The 20,576-nt window shown below is 64.2% G+C and carries 16 protein-coding genes; 7 read left to right on the plus strand and 9 right to left on the minus strand.

The annotated features are described in order from the left end of the window. Window positions 1-76: 76 nt before the first annotated feature. Window positions 77-961, plus strand: a complete 885-nt coding sequence (locus tag ACP691_RS19765; RefSeq protein WP_426153456.1) for a LysR family transcriptional regulator — start codon at window positions 77-79, stop codon at window positions 959-961. Here ACP691_RS19765 and ACP691_RS19770 read toward each other — a convergent pair whose 3' ends face one another. Continuing rightward, complete coding sequence (locus ACP691_RS19770) at window positions 962-2,038, minus strand: diguanylate cyclase (RefSeq protein ID WP_426153458.1); 1,077 nt, start codon at window positions 2,036-2,038, stop codon at window positions 962-964. It lies immediately after the preceding gene. A gap of 359 nt (window positions 2,039-2,397) precedes the next feature. Here ACP691_RS19770 and ACP691_RS19775 point away from each other — a divergent pair, with 359 nt between their 5' ends. Beyond that, window positions 2,398-2,601 carry a hypothetical protein gene (locus ACP691_RS19775; RefSeq protein ID WP_426153460.1) on the plus strand — a complete coding sequence of 68 codons (204 nt, stop codon included), beginning with the start codon at window positions 2,398-2,400 and terminating at the stop codon, window positions 2,599-2,601. A gap of 126 nt (window positions 2,602-2,727) precedes the next feature. On the opposite strand, the gene ACP691_RS19780 is transcribed toward ACP691_RS19775, so the two are convergent. From ACP691_RS19780 to ACP691_RS19805, 6 genes are all read right to left on the minus strand, one after another. Further along, complete coding sequence (locus tag ACP691_RS19780; RefSeq protein WP_426153462.1) at window positions 2,728-5,379, minus strand: ATP-binding protein; 2,652 nt, start codon at window positions 5,377-5,379, stop codon at window positions 2,728-2,730. Between the two features lie 15 nt (window positions 5,380-5,394). Continuing rightward, the gene (kdpC, locus tag ACP691_RS19785; protein ID WP_426153464.1) at window positions 5,395-5,949 is read right to left on the minus strand and encodes a potassium-transporting ATPase subunit KdpC; all 555 of its coding nucleotides are present in this window, start codon (window positions 5,947-5,949) and stop codon (window positions 5,395-5,397) included. 11 nt (window positions 5,950-5,960) lie between these two features. Further along, window positions 5,961-8,021, minus strand: coding sequence for a potassium-transporting ATPase subunit KdpB (gene kdpB, locus ACP691_RS19790; protein WP_426153466.1), 2,061 nt, complete (start codon window positions 8,019-8,021; stop codon window positions 5,961-5,963). A 9-nt stretch (window positions 8,022-8,030) separates the two neighbouring features. Beyond that, window positions 8,031-9,725: a potassium-transporting ATPase subunit KdpA gene (kdpA, locus tag ACP691_RS19795; RefSeq protein ID WP_426153468.1), complete on the minus strand. Its 1,695-nt coding sequence runs from the start codon at window positions 9,723-9,725 to the stop codon at window positions 8,031-8,033. Between the two features lie 8 nt (window positions 9,726-9,733). Continuing rightward, complete coding sequence (gene kdpF / locus ACP691_RS19800) at window positions 9,734-9,823, minus strand: K(+)-transporting ATPase subunit F (RefSeq protein WP_148485265.1); 90 nt, start codon at window positions 9,821-9,823, stop codon at window positions 9,734-9,736. Between the two features lie 280 nt (window positions 9,824-10,103). Continuing rightward, window positions 10,104-11,204 carry a peptidase C39 family protein gene (locus ACP691_RS19805; RefSeq protein ID WP_426153470.1) on the minus strand — a complete coding sequence of 367 codons (1,101 nt, stop codon included), beginning with the start codon at window positions 11,202-11,204 and terminating at the stop codon, window positions 10,104-10,106. A 97-nt stretch (window positions 11,205-11,301) separates the two neighbouring features. Here ACP691_RS19805 and ACP691_RS19810 point away from each other — a divergent pair, with 97 nt between their 5' ends. The 5 genes from ACP691_RS19810 (at window position 11,302) to ACP691_RS19830 (ending at window position 17,497) form a co-directional block, all read left to right on the plus strand. Continuing rightward, window positions 11,302-12,885: a RimK family protein gene (locus tag ACP691_RS19810; protein ID WP_426153472.1), complete on the plus strand. Its 1,584-nt coding sequence runs from the start codon at window positions 11,302-11,304 to the stop codon at window positions 12,883-12,885. A 2-nt stretch (window positions 12,886-12,887) separates the two neighbouring features. Next, window positions 12,888-13,799, plus strand: a complete 912-nt coding sequence (locus tag ACP691_RS19815) for a magnesium transporter CorA family protein (RefSeq protein ID WP_426153474.1) — start codon at window positions 12,888-12,890, stop codon at window positions 13,797-13,799. A gap of 166 nt (window positions 13,800-13,965) precedes the next feature. Further along, window positions 13,966-14,478, plus strand: a complete 513-nt coding sequence (locus tag ACP691_RS19820; protein ID WP_426153476.1) for an AAA family ATPase — start codon at window positions 13,966-13,968, stop codon at window positions 14,476-14,478. A 122-nt stretch (window positions 14,479-14,600) separates the two neighbouring features. After that, window positions 14,601-16,766: an outer membrane assembly lipoprotein YfiO gene (locus tag ACP691_RS19825; RefSeq protein ID WP_426153478.1), complete on the plus strand. Its 2,166-nt coding sequence runs from the start codon at window positions 14,601-14,603 to the stop codon at window positions 16,764-16,766. Next, complete coding sequence (locus tag ACP691_RS19830; RefSeq protein WP_426153566.1) at window positions 16,736-17,497, plus strand: DUF3142 domain-containing protein; 762 nt, start codon at window positions 16,736-16,738, stop codon at window positions 17,495-17,497. The genes ACP691_RS19825 and ACP691_RS19830 overlap by 31 nt, the downstream gene beginning before the upstream one ends. A 72-nt stretch (window positions 17,498-17,569) precedes the next feature. On the opposite strand, the gene ACP691_RS19835 is transcribed toward ACP691_RS19830, so the two are convergent. Beyond that, window positions 17,570-18,571 carry a M10 family metallopeptidase C-terminal domain-containing protein gene (locus ACP691_RS19835; protein ID WP_426153480.1) on the minus strand — a complete coding sequence of 334 codons (1,002 nt, stop codon included), beginning with the start codon at window positions 18,569-18,571 and terminating at the stop codon, window positions 17,570-17,572. 102 nt (window positions 18,572-18,673) lie between these two features. Next, a complete protein-coding gene (locus ACP691_RS19840) occupies window positions 18,674-20,530 on the minus strand; it encodes an ABC transporter ATP-binding protein (protein ID WP_426153482.1) in 1,857 nt (618 codons plus the stop codon). Window positions 20,531-20,576 lie beyond the last annotated feature (46 nt).

Genomic DNA, 20,576 nt, shown 5'->3' on the forward strand with positions numbered 1-20,576 from the left:
CGTTGAAGCTAACCCGCCGCATTTAGTTGGTAAAACGGTTAATATCGTTATCTATTACCTGGATAACCGGTAGATCATGAAGCTTACCCTGCGCCAGTTGGCTATCTTTCGAACGATCGCTCAGCACGGCTCCACGACCCGGGCCAGTGCTGTCTTGTCCTTATCTCAATCAGCCACTAGCGCCGCTCTCCAGGAATTGGAGCATGCTCTGGGCACACAGCTGTTCGATCGGGCAGGCAAGCGGCTGGTGCTCAATGTGAATGGGCAAGGTCTGTTACCCCGGGCGATACAGTTGCTAGAAGCCGCCGCCCAGATCGAAGACGGCTTTCAACATGCCGATATCGGTGGCCGTCTACGAGTCGGCTGCAGTACCACCATCGGCAACTACCTGATGCCCGCCCTGATGAAAGCCCTGTCCAAACGCGCTCCCAAGGTACAAGTTGACGTCATCATGGGGAACAGCGCCGATATCGCTCGCCACGCCGCTCAGCTCAGCATCGACCTGGGCCTGATCGAGGGCCCGTGCCACCTGGCGGAACTCAGCGCCCGGCACTGGTGCGAGGACGAATTGCTGATAGTTGCAGCCGCTGAAGATCCCCTGACCAAAAACGCGAAGGTCAGCTTGCATGAGCTTGCCTCCGCGCGTTGGCTATTACGCGAACCTGGCTCCGGTACGGCCGAGCAGGTAAGCGAACTGCTGTTGCCACACCTCAAGCATTGGCCGCATACCCAGCAGGTGGGCAGCTCCGAAGCCATCAAGCACATGGTCGCGGCTGGGCTGGGTATCAGCTGCCTGTCGCGTCGGGTAGTGGCGGATCTCATCGCCCAGGGGCAACTGATGGCCCTGCGTCACGGGTTGGCGCCACTGACGAGGCCGTTCTATCAAGTGCATCATCGGGACAAGTTCGTGTCTCGCGCCATGGAGGCATTTATAGAAATTCTCGACGCCTTTCCAGTCTGACTATGGGGAGCCGGTCTCAGCGTAATTGAAGGTCTGCATACCGCTGTCATGCCCAGCCAGAATCACCCGATCGCGGCCCTCCCGTTTGGCCTGATAGAGACCGTTGTCGCTGGCCATGACCCAGTCTTCGGCCCGGATCATGGTTGCGCTACGCTCCGAAACTCCGATACTCAAGGTAATGGGTGGCAAATCCTTTCTGGTTTCGAAGGCTTCGAGCATATGGTGTTTGAGCCGGGCCAAAATGCCCTTTGCCTGCTCGCCGTCGGTATCCGGCAGTACCAGGCCGAACTCATCGCCACCTATTCGACCGGCCACGTCAGTGGGGCGGCACCGCTGGCGAAGAGTAACGGTCAGCAGCCGAATGACTTCATCGCCCACGAGGTGCCCGTGCAGGTCATTGATAGCCTTGAAATGATCGATGTCGATCAGGGCCAGGGTAGTGGGCAGGGGGCGCTGCTGCGCGGCTGTGAATTCTTCGCAAAGAAAGCGCTTCCATGCGCCCTGGTTCAGCAGACCGGTGAGGCTGTCCATCCGGTTGGCTTCTTTGAGCTGACGCTTGTGCTCGGCAAGCTGTGCGGCCAATCGGTAGGCAGCGAAGGCTACCGCCATGGGGTAGACCGCAAGCATGGGGAGGCAGGCGTAGACCTGGGCGGTCGAGGTCTGGGGGAGGAACGTCGAGTCAAGCAGCCAGGTGAAAGCCAGGGCGCTGGTTGCCATCACCGGCAGGCTTATGGCCAACAGGCGAGGGCCGCCTACCGCGATGCAGTTCATGCAGAACATGGACATCAGCAGCGTGCAGCCTAGCGCATTGAACTGCATGGCAGCGACCCAGAGCCCGCCAAACGCGGACTCGACGATCATGTTCCGGCGCTCCACGTGATAGGACACCCGTACTGTGCGCGCCAGGATATAAGCCACATGAGGCCAGACGAAACCATGGAAGACGAGAAGCACCCAGACCCAGGCCGGCAGGGCGTAGGACGTCAGAACGGCGGCCACGGCCCAGAAACCGGCGGCAGAGCCGAGAATCCGGGGAAGATAGAGGCGCTTTGCGAAGGTGCCCGCCCTGATGGTCATAGCCTGTCAGATTCGTAAAGAGGTAGAGCGGCCTTGCCGCCTGGATCTTGGGTTATAGGTGGGGCAGGCGAAACCGTGGGAAGTTCTGCCGACAAAGAGCCAGGGCACAGCTTTATGGACGGTCCATCGCAACCAAGCCGATGGCTATGTGCTATCAGCAGGCTATATTGAAGAATCCTTGGCGTCAATGCTTCACCGCCCTGGGGTTGCGATAGAAGACAAGCGGGCTGACAGGGTGGATGCTCCTCCCCGAAACCACGGTGGCCGCGCCCTGCGGCAGCCCCAGTCGACGAACCTCTCGCGCGGCACACACTCAAACCCGGCGATGTCGCCCCATCCAATCTTGCGAGGAGAACGCCATGAGTGACGCTTATCGTTCGGAAGCTCAGCGCCTGGAACAGGCCTTTGCCGATGCCTACGCCGCCTATCGTAAGCATCTTGAAACGACCTCTTATCCTGCGTCCGAGGAAGACTGGGCCGAGCATGATCGTTACCAGGAAGCCGTATCCGCCGCGTCCACGGCCTGGGGCGATTTCTGCATCAATAACAGGCATCTGAGGTGAAACAAGCACAAGCATCAGTTGAAACTGTGCTTATAAAGCAGTTCCTGCGCTTGATCGTCACGCGAAACCTTCTGGCCAGGCCATTCCAGCCGGAGCTGATCGTCGGGGGCGAGCCCTGGCCGCGGCTCACTCTGCCGATGCCCGTTCCTCCGGCTGCGGATGCAAGGGCAGGTGCAGGGTGATGCAGGTCCCGCCACCGTCTTCACCCTCGGCCACGCTGACGTGGCCACCGTGAGCGCCCACCATGCCCTGGCAAATGGCCAAGCCCAGCCCCGTGCCCTGGCCGCCGCGGTCGCCCCGGGCGGCGGTGTAGAACATGTCGAAGATCCTGGATCGTTCGTCCTCTGGAATACCAGGGCCTTGGTCGCTGACCGCGAACCGCAGTTCGCCATCCACTGCACGGGCCGACACCCGCACGCGGCCGTTCGCCGGGGAAAAGCGGGCGGCGTTTTCCATTACGTTGACCAACGCCTGCTCGATCAGCGCCGGGTGGGCGTAGAGCAGTGGCAAGGCGCTGCCGGCTTCCACTACCAGTTGCAAGGGCGCCAGCACCCCGCGTAGCCGTTGCACCGCCGAGGCGATGATATCGGCCGGGGCGATCCAGTCCCGCGCCAGGCTGAGGGTGCCGTGGCCCAGGCGGGTCATGTCCAGCAGGTTCTGGATATAGCGATCCAGGCGTTCGCACTCCAGACGGGTGCCTTCCAGCAATTGGTCCCGGTCTTGGGGGCTAAGGGCCCCACCCAGGGCTTGCAGGCTTTCGATGCTGCCACGCATGACGGTCAAGGGGGTGCGCAGGTCGTGGGACACCGATGCCAGCAAGGCGCTGCGCAGTTCTTCGGTTTCGCCTTTCAAACGGGCGGCTTCCAGATCCTCCGCCAGGCGCGCCCGGGCAATCGCCTGGGCCAGAGGCTGTCCCAGGGCCATGACCTGGCGACGCCGGGCGTCCGGAATGTCCCCGCCTGCCTTGGGCCAGACCGCGATCAACGCCAAGGTGCCCGGTTCGCTGACCAAGGGCCACCACCACCCTTGGCTGGCAGGCAGCGTGCCGGTGCCGCAGCCCGCCGCCTGGCCATGCTTCCAGGCCCAATCGGCCGCGGCGCGGTCCCTCTCCGTAGCCTCCGAAGGCAATGCCAGGCGGCCACTGGCGTCACGTTCGTGCAAGGTCACTCGCACATCCGGCCAGCCTTCGAAATGCCGTTGCGCAGCGTCCATTACGTCTCGCCGCTCGCTGACGGCGGCCAGGCGCTGCGACAGGTCCAGCAACTCACTGGTATGAGCCTGGGTATCGCGCAGTGCATGCAGGTGGCGGCGCTGGGCTGTAGCCAGGTTGCCCGTCAAGGCGGCCATGAACAGGAAGAACAGGAGGGTGAGGAAGTCCTCCCGCAGGTCGACGGACAGCGAAAAAATCGGCTCGATAAACAGAAAGTCATAGAGCAGGAAAGACAGCCCCGCGCTGAGCAGAGCCGGGCCCAACCCACCGGCCAAGGCGACCAGTAGCACACCGGCCAATAGCACGAGCGAGATATTGGGCAGCACCAGCCAATGGGAAACCCCCCAGGAGAGGGCCGCGGCCAGAAGCGAAACCCCTACCGCCAGGGCGTAGTGACCAGGCCTGCTTGAAGGCCGCAGCGGACGGCCAGGCGCTTCCACCGAAGCGTCGCGGTCGAGGACGGCGACCTCGAGCCCCTTGGCCTGGCCCAGCAAGCGACCCGCCAAGCCCAGCCCCCCAGCCGGTCGCAGCCAGCGCAGTGGCCCAGGCCGTCGGCTGGCGGCCAGAAGAAGCACGCTGGCTCGCCGTTCCGCGGCATGCTGGAGCAGGGTCGCGGCGACTTCACTGGCGCGCAGGGTCACCACTTCGCCGCCCAGGCGTTCGGCCAGTTGCTGTGCCAGCAGCAGACGTTGGCGGCCGGCCTCGTCATTTTGTCGGCCAGTGTCCACGTGCACCAGGGCCCAGGGCAGGTGGCGGCGCTGGGCGATGCGGCTGGCGTGGCGCACCAGGCGTTCGGCCTGGCCATCGCCCTTGACCGCAACCAGCAGGCGCCCGCGCACGCTGGGCGCTGCCTGGCCCTGCTGGCGATACCCCTGGGCGAGGTCGCTGTCCACCTGGGCGGCGGCGGTTTGCATGGCCAACTCGCGCAGCGCCGCCAGGTTGGTGGGAATGAAAAACGCCTCGATGGCCGCCCGGGCCTGTTCCGGCATGTAGACCTTGCCGTCGCGCAGGCGCTCGAGCAGCTCGCGCGGCGGCAGGTCGATAAGAATGAGTTCCTGGGCTTCGAGCAGCACCCAGTCCGGCACGGTTTCCTGTACGCGCACGCCGGTGATGCCATGCACCTGGTCGTTCAAGCTCTCCAGGTGCTGCACGTTCACGGTGGCATGCACATCGATGCCGGCGGCCAACAACTCCTGCACGTCCTGCCAGCGCTTGCCGTGACGACTGCCGGGCGCGTTGGTATGCGCCAGCTCGTCCACCAGGGCCAGTTGCGGTCGCGCGGCCAGCACGCCGTCCAAGTCCATTTCCTCCAGGATGCGCTCGCGGTAGTGGACCCGCGCCAGGGGCTGGCGTGGCAGACCCACCAGCAAGGCTTCAGTATCGCTGCGGCCATGGGTTTCCACCACGGCCGCAAGTACCTTGACACCCTGGCGCTGCAGGGCCTGGGCGCAGCGCAGCATGGCGCAGGTCTTGCCGACCCCGGCCGATGCGCCCAGGTAGACCTTCAGGCGGCCGCGCCCATCGGGCAGGGCGGCCAGGAGCGCATCGGCGCGGGCGGCATCACTCATTGGTTACAGCATCCTTCAAGGGGTGGTGGCCTGCTCGAGCGCCAGGTTCAAGGCGAGAACATTCACCGTGGGCGGGCCGACCAGAGGCGAGCGTACCTGAGCCTGCACCAGTTGCTCCACTGCCTCGACATTCATGCCCCGGGCTACGGCGATGCGCCTGGCCTGCCAGAGCGCGGCCTGGGGCGGCAGATCCGGGTCCAGGCCGCTTCCGGAGGTAGTGACCAAGGCCAGGGGCACTGGCCCGTCGCCCTGGGCGGCCAGCTTGGCCGCGTCCGCCTTGACGCGCTTGTCCAGGGCTGGATTGGTCGTGGCCAGGTTGCTGGCTGAACTGGACACAGTGGCGAAGGCGCCGGCCGAAGGGCGCGGCTGGAACCAGCGCTCACCTTCGAAGCCTTGGGCTATCAAGGCCGAGCCGCGAACCTGACCACTGTCGTCGCGGACCAGGCTGCCCCCGGCCTGGGTAGGGAAGGCCACCTGGGCGATGGCCGTGACCGCCAGCGGATAGGCGACGCCCGTGACCAGGGTCATGGCGGCCAGAAGCGTGACGGCGGGGCGCAATAGACTGTTCATGACAGGTTTCCTCAAACCAGGTGCAGGGTGGTGAGCAGCAGGTCGATGGTCTTGATGCCGATGAAGGGCACCAGGATGCCGCCCAGGCCGTAGATCAACAGATTGCGTCGCAGCAGGCTGGCGGCGTCCTTGGCCTGCACCCGTACCCCGCGCAGGGCCAGGGGAATCAGCGCGATGATGATCAAGGCATTGAAGACGATGGCCGAGACAATGGCGCTCTGTGGGCTTTGCAGATGCATGATGTTGAGCAGGCCCAACTGCGGGTACAGGCCGGCGAAGAGCGCCGGCAGGATGGCGAAGTACTTGGCCACGTCGTTGGCCACCGAGAAGGTGGTCAAGGCCCCGCGGGTCACCAGCAGTTCCTTGCCGATCTGCACCACGTCCAGCAGCTTGGTGGGGTCGCTGTCCAGGTCCACCATGTTGGCTGCCTCGCGCGCGGCCTGGGTGCCTTCGTTCATGGCCATGCCTACGTCAGCCTGGGCCAGGGCCGGAGCATCGTTGGCGCCGTCACCACACATGGCCACCAGCCGGCCCTGGTCCTGCTCATGACGGATGCGGTCGAGTTTCTTCTGCGGAGTCGCCTCGGCGATCACGTCGTCCACACCGGCCTGGGCGGCGATGGCCGCTGCGGTGAGGGGGTTGTCGCCGGTCACCATCACCGTGCGGATACCTAGCTTGCGCAGCTCATCGAAGCGCTCGCGAATGCCTGGCTTGACTACGTCGGTCAGCTCGATGGCACCGACCAGGCGCTCGTCACAGGCCACCAGCAAGGGCGTGCCGCCGCCCTGGGCGATGCGCTCGATTTCCTTGGCCATTTGCCCTGGCAGTTCGGCACGGGTGCGGCCAATGAACGCCAGCACCGCATCCACGGCACCCTTGCGGTAGCGCTTGCCCTCGGCATCCAGGCCGGACAGCCGGGTTTCGGCGGTGAAGGGGACTGGCTGGGCCCCTGGCAGTTCAGGCGCGCGGGCAGCGCCCAGCTGGGCCACGAATTCCACCACGGACTTGCCTTCGGCGGTATCGTCGGCCAGGGAGGCGAGCAGGGCGGCCTCGGCGATTTCCGCCTTGGTCACCGCCGGGGCGGCGAACAGCCCAGTGCAGCGGCGGTTGCCGAAGGTGATGGTGCCGGTTTTGTCCAGCAGCAGAACATGCACGTCGCCGGCGGCTTCCACGGCGCGGCCGGACTTGGCGATCACATTCAGGCGCACCAGGCGATCCATGCCGGCGATGCCGATGGCAGACAGCAAGCCGCCGATGGTCGTGGGAATCAGTGTGACCAGCAGCGCCACCAGGAAGACCAGGGGCAGGCTGCCCCCGGCAAAGGCCGCGAAGGGCTGGAGGGTAACCACCACCACCAGGAAGATGAGGGTCATGCCGATCAGCAGGATGTCCAGGGCGATCTCGTTGGGCGTCTTCTGCCGACGCGCGCCTTCCACCAGGGCGATCATTCGATCCAGGGTGGATTCACCCGGGTTCGCGGTGATGCGGACCAGCAGCCAGTCCGACACCAGCCGCGTATTGCCGGTCACCGCTGAGCGATCGCCGCCCGATTCGCGGATCACCGGGGCGGATTCCCCGGTAATGGCCGCTTCGTCCACCGCCGCGATACCTTCGAGCACCTCGCCGTCACTGGGAATCATCTCGCCGGCCTGTACCCGAACCAGATCACCCTGGCGCAGGGCCGTGGCCGAAACGATTTCGAAACTGCCATCGGCGCGGCGACGGCGGGCCTTGAGGTCGGCGCTGCCAGCGCGCAGGCTGTCGGCGCGCGCCTTGCCGCGACCTTCGGCCAGGGCCTCGGCGAAGTTGGCGAAGAGCACGGTGAACCACAACCACAGGGCGATCTGCAGCCCCACGCCCAGCGGTACCTCGGTATCCGGCACGAAGCACAGCACCGTGGTCAGCACGGCCGTGAGTTCCACCACCAGCATGACCGGGGCGCGCTTGAGCTGGCGCGGGTCTAGCTTGACGAAGGCTTGCACCAGGGCAGGGCGCCACAGGGCGAGCAGGCCGGTTTGGGTCACCGCAGGAGTGGCGGCGGCCGGCTGGGTGTTATTGACAGGCATGTTCATGATCAGTCCTCAGAAGCCCGCGCTCAGTTGATCGGCGATCGGGCCCAGGGCCAGGGTGGGCAGGAAGGTCAGGCCGCCGACCACGACGATGGTGGCGGTGAGCAACACAACGAACAGCAGGCCGTGGGTCGGGAAGCTGTTGGGGCCAACCGGCAGCGCTTTCTTCGCCGCCAGGCTGCCCGCCAGGGCCAGCACCGGCAGGATGTAGCCGAAACGGCCGATCAGCATGCCCAGGCCCAGCATGATGTTGTGGAAGTCGGTATTGGCGCCGAACCCGGCGAAGGCCGAGCCGTTGTTGGCGCTGGCCGAGGTATAGGCGTACAGCAGTTCGCTGAAGCCGTGCGGGCCGGGGTTGGCCACCGCTGAGCCGATGCTGGGCAGACAGGCGGCTATGGCACTGAGCACCAGTACGCCCACCGGCATCACCAGCAGCGTGGCGACCAGCAGCTTCACGTCATGGGCGACCAGCTTCTTGCCCAGGTATTCCGGGGTGCGGCCGATCATCAGGCCGGCCAGGAAGACAGCGATCAGCACGAACAGCAGCATGCCGTAGAGGCCGGCGCCCACGCCGCCGAAGATCACTTCGCCCAGCATCATGTTGATCATGGCCACCATGCCGGTGATGGGGTTGAGGCTGTCATGCATGCCATTGACCGAGCCATTGGAGGCCGCCGTGGTCACGACCGCCCACAACGCCGTCCCGCCGGGGCCGAAGCGGCTTTCCTTGCCTTCGAGCGGCGCGGTGCTTTGCACCAGGGCATCCTGCAGGCCGGGCGCGGGCTGGTATTCGGCCCAGAGCGCGATGGCGCCGCCGATCAGCAACAAGGCCAGCATCGAGCCGAAGATGGCGCGGCTCTGGCGCAGGTCTTTCACATAGTGCCCATAGGTAAAGACCAGCGCAGCCGGGATCATCAGAATGGCGGCCATCTCGAACAGGTTGCTCCACGCGGTAGGGTTCTCGAAGGGGTGCGCGGAGTTCACGCCGAAGAACCCGCCGCCGTTGGTTCCCAGCTGCTTGATTGCGATCTGGCTGGCGGCGGGGCCCAGCGGCAGGCTCTGGGTAGCCCCCTGCAGGGTATGCGCGTCTATGTAGGCGGCGAAGGTCTGTGGCACACCCTGCCATACCAGGAACAGGGCGAAGGCCAGGCACAACGGCAGCAGCACGTAGAGGGTGGCGCGGGTCATGTCAGCCCAGAAGTTGCCCAGCGTACGGGCCGAGCGCCGGGCGATGCCGCGGCTCAGCGCCACCAGCACGGCCAGGCCGGTGGCGGCGCTGACGAAGTTCTGCACGGTCAGCCCGACCATCTGGCTGAAGTAGCTCAGCGACGCTTCGCCGCTGTAGGCCTGCCAGTTGGTGTTGGTGACGAAGCTCACCGCGGTGTTGAACGCCAGGGAAGCATTCAACCCGGGCAAGCCCTGGGGGTTGAGCGGCAGCGTGCCCTGGCCCATGAGCACGGCGAACAGGAACAGCAGGCCCGCCAGGTTGAAAGCGAGCAGGGCCAGGGTGTACCGCTGCCAGCTTTGCTCTTGCCCGGCATCGATCCCGGCCAATCGGTAACAGCCGGCTTCCACCGGGCCTAGCAACGGATGCAGCCAGGTGCGCTGGCCTTCCATGACCCGGTAATAAAAACGGCCCAGCAGTGGCGCGGGCGCCACCACCAAGGCCAGAAACAGAACGATCAACCACCCGTCGTAGCTATGCATGGCTGCCGTTACCCCCGGTCCGCGCGCAACAGCGCGGCCAGCAGATAAACGAACAGCCCCACTGCCAATAGCAGCGAAACCCCTTGCATGATGCTCATGTGTCCCTCTCCTCGATACCGAACTGGTATGGGCGCCATTGTTCGAGAGATGGGCGTAAAGGAACGATTGCGAAACGGCGCCCGGGCGTAAAGCTTGCGTAAAAAATGGGCTCGACAGCCCGGCCTGGGCCTGGACGCCCCAGGCTCTGTATGAAAAGCCTTGATACTCGGTGATGCGGCGTTGAAAGCTCGGAATGCTCATTTACATCCCGTGAGCTCCGCGCCCTGGGCTGTCTTCGCCTTGCCTGACCTTCGCTTCAAGACTTTTCACACACATACCCTAGGATGCCAAGGCATAAAGCAATACCGCGGCCCGGGCGCGCTGCCGTCCGAATGCGCTCATGCGCTGGAACTCGCGATGGGTGACGGGCACATGCTGGCAGTCGATGGGACGACGATGACGGCTGTGGTCTACGTCCGGGTCATGCAGGTATACGAACGTCTGGTCGCACCCCGTCACCATCACCCAGTGCGGCGCCTTCAAGCGGGTAAGCCGATAACTGCTGATCAGCACCACGGGTTTGAGCCCTGCGGCCAACGTGGCCTGAATATCCAAGGGCGCGCCGTAGGTCTGCTCCACGCCCCGCTCTGCGAGCGCCTGGGTAAAGCCGTCCTCCACCAGTTGCATCACCGCCTTCTTGTTGGAACTGCGCACCCCGTCCAAGAACAGCGAGCCAGGGCGACTCAGTTGCAGGCGCGCACCAAAGCCGCGACGCAGGGCGGCCAGGGCCAGGCCCTGCGGGCTGCAACCGCCGTGGCCAGCGGTCATGTATACGGTGGTCGCCTCTCGCCAGATCTGGATTTCCTCGCCCTGGGCCATGGGCCGCTGGGGTTGCAGGGCAGCCATGGCCATGAGCAGGCAGGCCGCGCCACAGGTGAACTCAGTGGTCTGGGCGTAGTAAGGGGCCACGCCGGTCATGCCCGCGTCCTGTCCGGCGATGCATTTCTCATAACGCAAGGCCCCGCTGTGGTCCTCGTAATAATCCGGTACCTCGGCGAAGCGGCGGTATCCCAGGGCCTCGTACAGGGCAATGGCGGCCGGGTTGTCCAGGCGCACTTCCAGTCGCAGGTAGGCGCAGGCATGGGCGACCGCCACGGCCTCGGCTTCGCTCAGTAGTCGCTGCCCCAGGCCCAGGCCACGACTGTCCGGGGCCACGGCCAGGGAATACAAGCGCGCCATGGAGGTGCCCCGGTGAAACAGCAGCAATGCGTAGCCGAGCAGGCGCTGGTCAGATTCAGCGACCATGAGGCAGGCGTTCGCGCGCGCCAGCATCCAGTGGAAGTTTCGCTGGTTGAGCCGGTCCAGGGCGAAGCATTGCTGCTCCAGGGCCAGCAGTGCCGGCATATCGGCCAGGGTTGCAACGCGGACGTTAAGATTCATCACTGCACCGTAAAGTTTGCGTAACGGAACGAGACTTTCGTTCTCGGCCATGGTTAATAAGGGGCGCGACTACTCACAACCAATGGATCTATTACTCATGTCAGCGGTGCAAGCGAACATGGTCGAAGTATTCAGCAGGGCGGAGGTTTCCACAAGCCCGGTACAGGATGAACCTCCCGGCGAAAGCCGCAAGCCAGGGCGATTGCTGGTGTTGGTGGAGAAGAAGGAAGATTGGGCCGATTACTTGCCCAGTGAAACCCTCATGCTTGCGCAAGAGTATCTCGAAAACTTGGACGAGCGCTCTGGGCAACGTGGCCAGGTGATCAATCTTTGTCGTAACTACAAGTATCTCGGTCAGGGTTATTATTGCTCGTTACTTGCCGAGGCGCGCGGTCATAAAGTAATTCCTTCCATTCGCACCATCAGCGAACTGGCGAGAAAGTCTGTATACGGACTGGGGCTGGATGATCTGGAAAAAACCCTGGAGCGCGCCTTGGCTGGCCATCCCTATGGGCAAACCGAAGCCTTTACTCTGACCCTGTATTTCGGCAAGACCAATCTGGAGCCACTGCGTGAACTCGGACGGCAGCTGTTCGAGGCCTTCCCTTGCCCGATCCTGCTGGTGGAATTTCGTCGCAGCGACAGCTGGCAGATCGCCGGGATCAAGCCTGGCGCCCTCAACAAACTGCGCGACGCCCAACAACATCTTTTCGCCGACGCGCTCGACAGCTTCAATCGGCGCACCTGGCGTCATCCCGCCTCCAAGCGACAGAGCCGCTATGACCTGGCGATTCTCCAGGACCCGAGCGAAGCCCTGCCGCCGTCCAACCCGCGGGCCTTGCAAGCGTTCAAGGAGGTGGGCGAGACCCTGGGCATCGAAGTGGAACTCATCGAGCGCAAGGATTACGCACGCCTGGCTGAATACGACGCCTTGTTCATTCGCGAAACCACCAGCGTGGCCAATCACACTTACCGCTTCGCCAAGAAGGCCGAGAGCGAAGGGCTGGTGGTGATGGACGATCCCGCGTCCATCCTGCGCTGCACCAACAAGGTGTACCTGACCGACCTGCTCAAGCGGCGCGGCCTGGGCATGCCAGCGACAGAAATCCTCTACAAGGATCGCCCCCTGGAATTGGAACAGGTGGGCCAGCGACTTGGTTACCCCTTGGTGCTGAAGATTCCGGATGGCTGCTTTTCCCGCGGAGTGATCAAGGTGGCTGACGCGACCGCGCTGGCCACCGCGGCCCAGGAATTGTTCGAGCATTCGGTGCTGTTGCTTGCCCAGGAGTTCTTCTATACCGAATACGACTGGCGCATCGGCGTGCTCAACGGTAAGCCTCTCTATGCCTGCCAGTACTTCATGTCCAAGGGCCACTGGCAGATCTACAACCACAAGGCATTGCCCGCTGACGTGAACGGGGAATGCCGCGCGGTTGCCATCGACCAGGCCCCTGCGGCTGTGGTGGACCTGGCGGTGAAAACCGCTCGCTTGATCGGCGATGGCCTCTACGGCGTGGACCTGAAGCAGGCCAATGGCCGCGTCGTGGTCATCGAGGTCAACGACAACCCCAACCTGGACGCGGGCATCGAAGATACCGTTGCCGGCCCGGCGCTCTATCGTACGGTGCTGCAGGAGTTCGTCCGCCGCCTTGAACTCAAGCATCGCGGGCAGGCCTGGTAACGATGGTGGAAGGGTATCGTATCGAGGCAGGCGGCCTGGTTCCTTGCCATGAAGACCAGGCCTGCGTGTGGCTCTGCATTTCGCCGGATACCGCCGAACGCCGGCATCTGCGTGCTCACCTGGGAATTGCCGCCCATGCGCTGGAGGCCTCGCTCGATCCAGATGAGGTCGCGCGGATCGAGATCAAGCCAGACCATCTGTTCCTGGTCTGGAAGCGTCCGGAGCGCTTCGACGGGCGAGGCTTCACGGTGGCTTCCGTCGGGGTCATGCTCAGCGAACAGCGGTTGGTGGTGATCTGTGCCAGCGATAGCTGGCTCGGCGGCCTGCGTGGCGGGCAAGGTTTGGCCAGCCCCCTGGACGTGCTGATGATGACCCTCGACGAGAGCGTGCATCATTACCTGGGGCATTTGCGGGTGGTCAAACAGGTGGCGCGGGAGATCCAGCAGCAGTTCACCCAGGCCATGGACAGCGCCCAACTCGTGCAGATGTACAATTTGCGCGAAAGCCTCGTCTACTACGTGGATGCCATCAAGAACAACGGCGGAGTACTGGCGCTGTTGCGCAGCCACGGCCAGCGTCACGGTTTCAGCGCCCGCCAGCTGGAAGCCCTGGATGACCTGATCATCGAGAACGAGCAAAGCTATCAGCAGGCGAAGATCCACGCCCGGGTGTTCAACAATCTGATCGAAGCCCGCGGCAACCTGGCCAACAACAGCATGAACCAGGCCCTGCGCAACCTGACCCTGATCAACGTGGTGTTCCTGCCGCTGAATCTCATCGCCAGCATCGGCGGCATGTCCGAGTTCAGCATGATGACGGCCAGCCTGCCCTGGTGGGTGTCCTTCCCCACACTGGTGCTGGGCATGGTCGTGCTCGCGGTCGGGATGGTGGTCGGGTTGAAGCGGTTGGTGTAGGCGCTGGCGGCCTGTGGGAGGTAGCGCCAGCTGCCGAATGGCCAAGACGCGGGCCCCCGTTCGCCAGCTATGCTGGCTCTCGCCGATTTCTGCGCGCTGCCAGGTTCGCAATCGCGCAGCGAAGCTGGCGTAATAGACCCCTGAGATCAAAGCGCAGGGAGCAGCAATGAAGCCAATATTGGTGGTATTCAGCGGTTTACCCGGCACGGGAAAAACGACACTCGCCAAGGCCTTGGTGGCCAGCACGGGTTGGGCGTATCTGCGTATCGATACCATCGAACAGGCGATCCTGCGACGTGGCAACCTGGCGGAGATAGGCGCGACCGGTTATGACGTCGCCAATGAACTTGCCTTGGGCAACCTCAGACTGGGCAATAGCGTCGTCGTGGATGGCGTCAATCCCGTGGCAGAGAGCCGCGAGGCGTGGCGTCGGGTTGCATCCGCCGTGGAGGCCCAGTTGATCGATGTACAGCTGGTGTGCTCGGATGCCGCCGAACATCGTCGGCGGGTCGAAACCCGCACGGCTGATGTGCCTGGCCTAACACTGCCTGATTGGAGCTCGGTTCAGTCCCATGAATTCGAGCCTTGGGCAGGGGCGCCATTTACGCTCGACACAGCGGCGCTTTGCGTGGAGGAAACCCTGGAAATGCTGATGGCGCGTTTAGCGCTGGGGGCCTGACGCGCTTATGGACATGTCCGCGTGTAGGGTCAATGAGCCAGAGGTCGCTCATTTTGTCCACCTTGAAACACCCATGTACCATGGCGCACCTGTACCCCCGTAACGCACCACAAGGATTGTTCATGCGTACCCGCCTGCTTACCCCCCTGGCCCTGTTCATCAGCACCTTCGCCTGCACCCATGTCCAGGCCAGCGGCGACGATAGCTGCTATCCGGACTGGTCACCGCTCAAGCGCTCGCTGGATGTCTGCAACAATTTCCCCTTTCTCAGTCCCGGCAATGACAGCCGCGTGAACCTGCGGCTGTTGCTCTCGGATCTAAAGGTGCTGCCGCTTTCGCCCAATGCCGTGGCCGAGGATGAGCGCGCCACCGGCTACGGCCCAGTGCCATTTCCCGTGTCGCGCCTGGCCGAGGATGAGTCGTTGGGCAAACCCAGCGATGACAGCGTTACGGCGGGCTTGATGGAGCAACTGCAACAACTGGGGGTGGAGCGCGCAAGCCTTGAAACCGCGGGGGAAGCCTTCCTGGACGGAGAGGGGAGCCGCTGTCGCAGCAACACTGATGACAGCGCCGCCGCATTTATCGCGCAGGTTGCGCAAAGTCCGAACCTGGCCAACGCCGAGCGTCAGGCTCTGGCGCAGGCGCGGCTCAAGCTGCTGGAAGCCTGCGCTTGGGAACCTCAGCAGCAGGCGACGCTCTTGCCCGAAGGCCTGGGCTCCCCCGAGGCTGAGGCCTTCGCGGCCTACCTGAAGGCAGCCGCGGATTTCTACAGCGGCCGCTTCAGCGAAGCGGAAGCGGGATTCACCGCGCTTACGGGACAAGCCCAGCCGTGGCTGAAGGAAGTGGGCACCTATATGGTCGCGCGCACACGCCTCAACGCCGCCCAGGCGGACGTCTTCGATGAATACGGTGGGCTCAGGCAAGAGCGGGATGCCGCCAACTTCGCTCCTGTCAGCGAGGCCCTGACCCATTACCTGCAGGCCTACCCGAACGGCCGCTATGCCGCGTCCGCCAAGGGGCTGGTGCGGCGGGTGCACTGGCTGGCGGGCGACAGGCAAGCCCTGGCCGCCGACTATGCCTGGCAGCTCACCGAAGCCAGCAATGAGCAGCGCAGCGTACCGCTGGAGGCATTGATCCAGGAGCTGGACAACAAGCTGCTCAGCCCGACCCCGGACGCCCAGGGCGCGCCGCTGCTTGCCGCCGTGGCCGACCTGATGCTGTTGCGCCCGGACGGCGAGACCCCGTTCAGTGCAGCGCAGTTGCAGGCGCAGAAGGCGACCTTCGACCAACACCCGGGCCTGTACCAATACCTGCAAGCCGCGCGTGCCTTCTACGTCGACAACCAGCCCGGCGAGGCGCTCAAGCATCTGCCTGAGGCGATTCCGGAGCCCCTGGACTACCTCGCGTTCAGTCAGCAGGTGCTGCGCGGCCTGGCGTTGGAGGCCCAGGGCGATAGAGCCGCCGGGCAGGCCTTGTGGCTGAAGTTGATAGCGCAGGCCACAGCGCCCTTGCAGAACGACCTGCTGCAGCTGGCGTTGGCAATGAACTACGAGCGTGGCGGCGAGCTGGCCAAGGTCTTCGAAGCCAACTCTCCCGTCACCGCCGAGCAGGTACGCTTGATCCTGTTGGCCAAGGTGGCCGACGCGCCGCTGTTGCGCCAGCAGGCAGTCCAGGGCATCAGCGCCAAGGAAAAAGCCACGGCTCAGTTCGTGCTGCTCTACAAGGACCTTATGCGCGGCCAGTACGCGGCCTTCGCCGACGACCTGGCCGCCCTGGGCGCCGCCCCGTCCGAGGAAAAGCTCGACAGCGCCCTGGGCTACGCCTATGGGCCGGCCCAGACCTTGGCCCTGTTCAATTGGGCAGGCGGGAAGGGGCCGTCGGGCTACAACTGCCCAAGTCTGAAGGAGACGGCCGCCGCCTTGCAGGCGCGCGAGCATGACCCCAAGGGCCTCAATTGCCTGGGCGAGTTCATCCATCGTAACGGGCTGGATGGCATGCCGCTGGACCAGCGCCCGGAGGCGGATCAGCTCGGCGGCACCGAGCCGGCATTCAAGGGGGCCGTCTATTCGCGGCTGGAGGGATACAAGCAGGTGATCGCCGACCCGACCGCGGACCGCGATGACAAAGCCTATGCCCTGTACCGGGCAATCAACTGCTACGGCCCCTCCGGCTACAATGGGTGCGGAGGGAGCGAAGTCGACCAGGCGGTGCGCAAGGCGTGGTTCAAGCAGCTCAAGGGCACCTATGCCAGCACTCCCTGGGCCAAGGCGCAGCGGTACTATTGGTGAAGCCTGGACACCTGGCGGCCGGGCTGTTGTTCCTGCTCTGCGCCAGCCCGGCGGTGGCCGGCGTCGATGCGGCAGAGCATGACGCCTTCTGGTTGTGGAGCGGCGTGCAGGCTCAGCCGGTATTGAAGCAGGCACGTACGCTTTACCTGCTCCAGGGCCAGGTCAGCGTCCGGCGAGGACAGCGGCGGGTGGAGCTGATCGCCCAGGGCGCGGGCGTGTCCCGTTTGCCTCAGCCCGAACTCTGGGTCGTGTATCGGGCGCATACCCTGCGCTGGCCTGAAACCATCTACGAAAAGGTATTGGGCCAGGTGGGGCGCTGGCAGGCGGCCGGTAACGCTGTGGTGGGTATCCAGATCGATTTCGACGCGCGCACTCGCTATCTCTCCGAGTACGTCGCCTTTCTCAAGGATCTGCGTCAGCGCCTCCCCGTTCGCTACAAGCTCAGCATCACGGGCCTGATGGACTGGAGCAGCAACGCCGACCCCAACGCCATCGCCCAGCTCAAGGGCGTAGTGGACGAGGTGGTGGTCCAGACCTATCAGGGCCGCCAGAGCATTCCCGACTATGGCGCCTACCTCCCGCGCCTGCCCCGCCTTGGGTTGCCCTTCAAGGTTGGGCTGGTCCAGGGCGGCCAATGGAAAGCCCTGGATGCGCTGGAGCGGAGCCCCTGGTTTCGAGGCTATGTGGTGTTTCTTCAGAATGGCCCAGGGTTCAGCCAGCCGGGCCGGTAGCGATCGCTGACCGGCGGCACAAGCTCAGGCCACTGCAAAGGCGGGCCTGCGTGGCCAGATGCGCTGCGCGACTCACATGGGCAGCGTCTGATCAGGCGCGCCCAGCAGGGCCACAGGTACCTGGGCATTGGCCGGGTCGGCGAATACGAAATTGTCCGCCGTCAGGGCATTGCTGAAGTCGCCACTGAGGGTCAACTCGAAGCGTCGGCCCAGGCTGTCGGCATCATAGTCCTTCAGGTAGGTCACGCCGGCCTCGTTGACCCACACCGCCAGGGTGCCGTCGTGTCCGTCGCCCAGGCCAGTGAAGCCCAGGGCAGAGACGTCGATGCGGTCGTTGCCTGGGTCAAAGCCCAGGATGCGGTCGCTGAAGGTCTGGGTGTCGTCGCGGTAGCTGTCGCGTATCGAGCTATAGCGGTAGGTATCGAACCCCAGCGAGCCAAACAGCCGGTCTCGGCCCTCGCCGCCATCGAGCAGATCATTGGCCAGGCCGCCATGAAGACGATCGTTGCCTCGATTGCCAAGCAGTTCGCCGGCAACGTTGCCCGCGATCAAGGTATCGCCATAACTGCCGTCATTGAGCACCGGGCGGATGAAGTAAAGATCCAGGCGCGCGGTGGCTACCACCCCTTCGAGCACAACCTCGAAACGATGCCCGTTGGCATCCGGCTCGAAGCTCTTGAGGTAGGTTCGGTTCGCTTGCGCGTCGACCCGCAAGGCCAGGGTGTTGTTATGACCGTCACCCAGGCCGGCGAACCCCAGGTCGATCAGGTCCAGCGACTCGCGAAGCGGGTCCAAACCCCGGATATGGTCACTGAAGCTTTCGCTGTCGGTGCGGTAGCTGTCTTCTCGGGACGAAAACCGGAACACATCATTACGCGCGCCGCCGACCAGTACATCTCGGCCGCCACCCCCGTCGATGAGATCGTTGCCGCCCATTCCGTAGAGGGTCTCGCCGGCGGCGGTGCCGACCAGCAGATCCTTACCGTCTGATCCGACGATAGGGGGCGCGCCGGCGCTGAGGCGGAAGGCTTCGGTCGAGGCAGTAGCAAGGGGGATGAGCGCGACGGTGTCCATGACGATCTCCAGGCCCAGAGGGGGCAGGTCCCTAAAGCCTAGGCCCATGGCGCCAGGCCAGGCGGTGCTTCGTCGGAAAGCACCGCCCGCGCGTTCGACAGGTCACTCTACCGCGACGATTTCCTCTTGGTCCTCGCCGAGGAAACCGCCGCTCTGGTGCCGCCACAGTCGTGCATAGGTGCCGTTCCTGGCCAGCAGCTGCGCATGGGTACCTTCTTCGATGATGCGGCCCTGGTCCATGACGATCAGCCGGTCCATCGCGGCGATGGTAGAGAGACGATGGGCGATGGCGATGACCGTCTTGCCCTGCATCATTTCGTCGAGGCTTTCCTGGATGGCCACTTCCACTTCCGAGTCCAGGGCGCTGGTGGCTTCGTCCAGCAGCAGGATGGGCGCGTTCTTGAGCATCACCCGGGCAATGGCGATGCGCTGGCGCTGGCCGCCGGAGAGCTTGATCCCGCGTTCGCCGACCAGGGTGTCGTAGCCCGTATTGCCCTGGCGGTCGCTCAATTGCTGGATGAACCCGTCGGCCTGGGCGTTGACCGCCGCGGCGCGAAGCTGCTCATCGGTGGCATCAGGACGGCCGTAGCTGATGTTGTCGCGAATGGAGCGGTGCAGGAGCGAGGTGTCCTGGGTCACCATGCCAATGGCGCTACGCAGGCTGTCCTGGGTGACCTCGGCGATGTTCTGGCCATCGACCCGGATCACGCCGCTGTCCACGTCATAGAATCGCAGCAACAGGTTGATCAGCGTGGATTTGCCAGCGCCGGAACGCCCGACCAGGCCGATCTTCTCTCCCGCGCGAATGGACAGACTCAGGTCGTCGAGCACCTGACGCTCGCCATTGTAGTTGAAGCTCACATGGTCGAAGGTCACCGCGCCGCCCTGGGTCACCAGCTGTCTGGCGTTGGGCGCATCCACCACCTTGGAGCAGTGGGTGAGGGTAGACATGCCATCCTCAACGGTGCCGATGCTCTCGAACAACGAGGTCATCTGCCACATGATCCAGTGGGACATGCCGTTGATCCGCAAGGCCATGGCGGTGATCGCCGCCACCGCCCCGGCGCCCACCTGGCCGGCATGCCAAAGCCACAAGGCATAACCGCCACCGGCCATGATCAAACCCGCGACCAGCGCCTGGTTGACGATCTCGAATTGGCTCACCAGGCGCATCTGGCGAAAGCCGGTGAGCTTGAAGTCTTCCATGGCAGCGCGAGCGAAATGCGCCTCGCGCTTGGAGTGGGAGAACAGTTTCACTGTGGTGATGTTGGTGTAGGCGTCGGACACGCGGCCGGTCATGGTCGAACGGGCATGGGCCTGTTCCTGGCCTACCTTGCCCAATCGCGGCACGAAGTACCCCATCGCCAGGCCGAACAGCACCAGCCACGCCACGAAGGGCAACATCAGGCGCAGGTCGAAACCGCCGGCCAGGGCGATGATCGCGACGAAGTACACGCCAATGCCCGGCACGATCTCGATCAAGGTGAACAGTACCTCGCGCACTGCCAGTGCCGTTTGCATCACCTTGGTCGTGACCCTGCCGGAAAACTCATCGGAGAAGAACGACAGGCTCTGCCGCAGCATCAGGCGATGAAAGTCCCAACGCAGGCGCAGTGGCAGGTTGATCGCCAAAATCTGGTGCTGAACCATGGTGCGCAACGCCACCAGCCCAACGCTGGCCACCAGCACCAGGCCGATACCCCAGAGCACGCGCCGTTCCTGCCCGGCGGCCGCCTCGCCGCCGGCTTGCCAGGTCGAGAGCAGGTCCACCACTTGGCCGAGGAAGGAAAACAGCCAGGCTTCATAGAGCGACACGCTGGCGCTGAGTATCGCGAACGCCAGCACATAGCTCCGCGCGCCTCGGGTGCAGGCCCAAAGAAAACGCACCAGCCCTCGGGGCGGCGGGGGAAGTTCATCGGGGGGGAAGGGGTCGAGCCGTTTTTCGAAGAAACGGAGCATAAGGGTCTCCAACATGATGCCGTTGGAGGGATTTTGACATTGAATG

Origin of the sequence: Pseudomonas sp. DC3200b2, from assembly GCF_049895785.1 — a bacterium.
GTDB classification, from domain to species: domain Bacteria; phylum Pseudomonadota; class Gammaproteobacteria; order Pseudomonadales; family Pseudomonadaceae; genus Aquipseudomonas; species Aquipseudomonas massiliensis.